Consider the following 3,980-nt stretch of genomic DNA (forward strand, 5'->3'; position numbering starts at 1 on the left):
CACGCGCAGCACGCCGCAGCGGCGGAAGGCGGCGTCGAGGACGTCGTCGCTGCCGGTGAGCGAGCCGGTGTGCGAGGCCGCGGCCTTCGCCGCCGCCGCCGTGCGCCCGACCTTGATCACGATGATCGGCTTGGTCAGCGCAACCTCGCGCGCCGCGGAGAGGAAGGCCCGCGCGTCGCCGACCGACTCCATGTAGATCAGGATCGCCTCGGTCTTCGGGTCCTGGCCGAGGTAGTCGATCAGGTCGCCCCAGCCGACGTCGGACATCGAGCCGATGGAGACGAAGGCCGAGAAGCCGACGTTCTCCTTGTGCGCCCAGTCGAGCACCGACGTGCAGAGCGCGCCGGACTGGCTGATGAAGCCGAGCCGGCCGGGACGGGCGATCGAGCGGGCGAAGGTGGCGTTGAAGTTGGAGACCGGGCTCATCACGCCGAGGCAGTTCGGCCCGACGATCCGGATGCCGCCCTTGCGCGCTTCCTCCAGCACCTGCTGCTCGAGCGCCAGCCCTTCGGCGCCGAGCTCCTTGAAGCCGGCGCTGATGATGACCGCCCCCTTGACCCCCTTCTGCGCGCACTCGCGGATCACGCCGGGAACGACCTTCGACGGCGTCGAGATGACCGCCAGCTCGCAGTCGCCGGGGATCGCGGAGACCGAGGGGTACGCCTTCACGCCGAGCACGCTCGGCCGCTTCGGGTTGACCGGGTAGACCGTCCCGCCGAACGGGTTGGTCACGAGGTTCCACATCAACGTGCGGCCGACGCTGTTCGCGGCCTCGGTCGCGCCGACGACGGCCACGCTCTTCGGCGCGAAGAACACGTCGAGCGGATGAGCCTGGGCGTGAAGCAGATCATGGGCCCCTTCAGGGGCGGACTTCTTTCCCCCTTCGTCGTTCGCCATGGATCGTCTCCTATCTTTTGCGCCGTGCGGGCGAGAGCGTCGCCGCGGCGTCCGCGCGGAGAATCAATACGGTCCCGGAGCGCCGGACGCGCCCGGAAAAAGGACGGCCGATCGTAGCACCGAACCCGAAGAGGGGGCCGGGACGGCCGCGGCCGGCGGCCGGCCGGGGGCGCGGGAACTGTCCGCGGAAACCGCTCCCGTCGCGCGCGCGCGGCCGCCCCCGCGGCGCGGCGCCTATTCGCCCGCCGAGAAGACCGCGGTGGACCACGGAACCTTCTCGATCGGCGGCTTGAGCTCGCCTTGCGCCTTGACCTCGCGCCAGCGGATCCCCCATTCGTCGAAGCGCCGCCGGTTCGACGGGAACGCGCCGAAGTCGACGGCGATCGGCGTCCCGCGCGCGGCCAGCGCCGCGAGTTGCGCGCGCACGTCCCTCGTCTCGCCGACCATCGCGTAGGCGTGGAACGACGCCACGAGCGCGACGTTCAGCGCCATCGCCGCGACGAGCGCGATCCCCAGCGCCCGCGCCGCGCCCTTCGGCCGCGAGGCGAACAACGCGGCCGCGACGACGATCGGCGCCAAGGCGATCTGCGGACAGAACCGCGCCCACCAGGACTCAGGGTTGGCGACGGCGCAGACGAGGATCGCGCCGACGACGAACCCGCCGATCAGCGTCCGCCGCCGGTCGCGCCGCCACGACGCCGCGAAGCAGGCGACGGCCAACAGCAGCGCGCCGGAGAACAGCGGTCCCCACCCCGCCATGCGGGCGTCCGAATCGCGGCCGATGAAGAGCTCCCGCCGGTGGAGCCGAAACGGCGCCTTGAGTTCCGGCTCCCGGTTCAGCAGCGCGCAAGCCTGCGAGGTTTCGGCGGCGAGCGAGACGGCGAGATTGACGAGGCGGTTGCGGCCCTCGAAGCTCCGCGGGCGGTTCGCGGAGACGACGTCCACCGCGCCTTCCCCGCGCACGGGGAAGAACGGGCTTCCGTGGGCGCGCCAGTTCGTCACGTAGGGATGCCAGCCCAGCAGGAAGAACGCCGCGAGCAGGAAGCCCGCGGACCAGACCGCCGCCTTGCGCGCCCGCGCGCCGCCGCGGAGCGCCCACGCCGCGACGACGAGCGCGGCGGCGGCGATCGCGGCGTAGCCGACCCCCGTGAACTTCACGAGGACCAAGAGGACGAGCGACGCCGACCACGCCGCGGCCGCCGACCACGACGCGCGGCGCCGCCACAGCACGGCCGCCGCCGCGGCGATCACGCAGTACGAGGACAGACGCCCGTCCACGTACGTGCCGGTCATCTGGCAGACGCTGACCGGATTGAGCGCCGCGATCCCCGCCAAAACGAGCGCCGCCGTCCGGGACAGGCCCACGGCGAGCAGCGCGGCGAAGGCGAGCGCGAGCGACGCCGCGACGGCGGTGAAGTTGAAGAACTTCATCGTCTCGATGCGCCCGGTCGCGGCGAAGAGCGGGTATCCCGACAGTTCCGCGCCCATCGGGTAGTGGTTCAAGCAGGACTGCTGGATCGGGTCCGCCGTCGCCGCCTCCGACGTCCACGGATTCCACCCCGCGTGGATCTGCAGCAGCTCCTCTTGGTGATACCACTGCCCGTCCCACGACGTGTCGATGAACCACGCCGAGCACGCCCCCGCCGCCGCCCCGACCGCGGCGAAGATCAGCAGCGCGCCGACGACCGCCTTCCGCGAAAGCCGTCCCGCCTCCCGCAGGACCAGCACCACCGCCTCGAGCCCCGCGACGAGCCCGACCCCCGCCGCCCACGCCTGCGGCCGCGCGCCGAGCGCCAACTGCGCGACGACGACGACCAGCGCGACGAGCTCGAAAACAACCAGCCCGACACCGACGGCCTCGCTGACCGCAAGCCAGACTTCGCAAGAGCTCTGCAGCGGCTCCTCGCTGGCGGCCAGCCCACAGCGCAGTTCCCTCGCCCAGTGCGCCGCCACAAGCGTCACGCGTCTCGCCACTCTTCCCTCTCCGCTCGGGCATTGCGCCGCGCGCGACTTGGTTTGCCCTGGAGCGCCGTGCTGTGTCGTCTCCGCTGCAAGGGCTTCCCCGAGCTACATTTGCCGGAAGCCCGCGCCCGAGCCTCGCCCATGCGCCGCTCCTACTCTGCGACCGAAAAGACCGTCAGCGACATCGGCACGGCGTAGATCGGCGGCTTGAGTTCGTCTCTCGATCGAACCTCTCGCCAGCGGATCCCCCATTCGTCGAAGCGTCGTCGATTGGCGCGAAACGTCCCGAAGTCTACGTTGATCATGGCGCGACGAGCGGCGAGCTCCTCCATTTGAGCCCGTACCGCTCTCGTCTCGCCGATCATCGCACGGGCATGATATGCGCCCACAAGGCCAACGTTCACCGCCATCGCCACGACCAACAGCGCGGCGAACGCCAGCGTCCAGCCCTTCGGCCGAACCGAGAGAAGCCCAGCGGCCACGACAACCGGCACTAGCGAGAGTTGAGGGAAGTAGCGCGCCCACCACAGCTCTGGATTCGCGATCCCGCAGACTAGTATCGTGCCGGTCGCGCATGCGGCGAACAGCGCCGCTCGCCGATCACACCTCCAAAGCAGCAGACCGCAGGGAACGACGAGCAGCAACACTCCCGAAAAGAGCGGGCCCCATCCGGCCATTCGCGGATCCGGATCACGGGCGACGCGGAGCTCCGACATCGACAAGACAAAGGGGACCTTCAACTTCGGCTCTGCGCCATTCATGGCGTCGGCTTGAGCGGTTTCGGCCAAGAGGGAGATACCCACTTTCGTCAGACGGTTGCGACCGGCAAAGCTCCGCGGGCTATTGTGCGACATGATGTCCACCGCGCCATCGCCGCGAACCGGGTAGAACGGGTGCCCATGTAGACGCCAGTTCGATAGATATGGATGCGCGCCGAGCAAGAAGAACGCGACGATTAGGGCCGCCCCCGACCACGCAATGACCGTCCGCGCGCGGGCCGCGCCGCAGAAGATCCATGCCACCGCCACGAACGCCAGCGCCGCAAGCACCGCGTAGCCGACGCCTGTGAACTTCACCATCACCAGCAACGCCAGAGACGCGGACCACGCCGCCAGACGCAT

The 3,980-nt window shown here is 70.2% G+C and carries 3 protein-coding genes; all 3 read right to left on the reverse strand.

The window, feature by feature from the left end:
* A partial coding sequence (locus LLG88_15095; protein ID MCE5248233.1) for a CoA-binding protein occupies positions 1-897 on the reverse strand: 897 nt, incomplete at its 3' end.
* A gap of 234 nt (positions 898-1,131) precedes the next feature.
* Positions 1,132-2,871, reverse strand: a complete 1,740-nt coding sequence (locus tag LLG88_15100) for a hypothetical protein (GenBank protein MCE5248234.1) — start codon at positions 2,869-2,871, stop codon at positions 1,132-1,134.
* A gap of 140 nt (positions 2,872-3,011) precedes the next feature.
* A partial coding sequence (locus LLG88_15105) for a hypothetical protein (protein MCE5248235.1) occupies positions 3,012-3,980 on the reverse strand: 969 nt, incomplete at its 5' end.

Source organism: bacterium (genome assembly GCA_021372775.1).
Taxonomy (GTDB): domain Bacteria; phylum Acidobacteriota; class Polarisedimenticolia; order J045; family J045; genus JAJFTU01.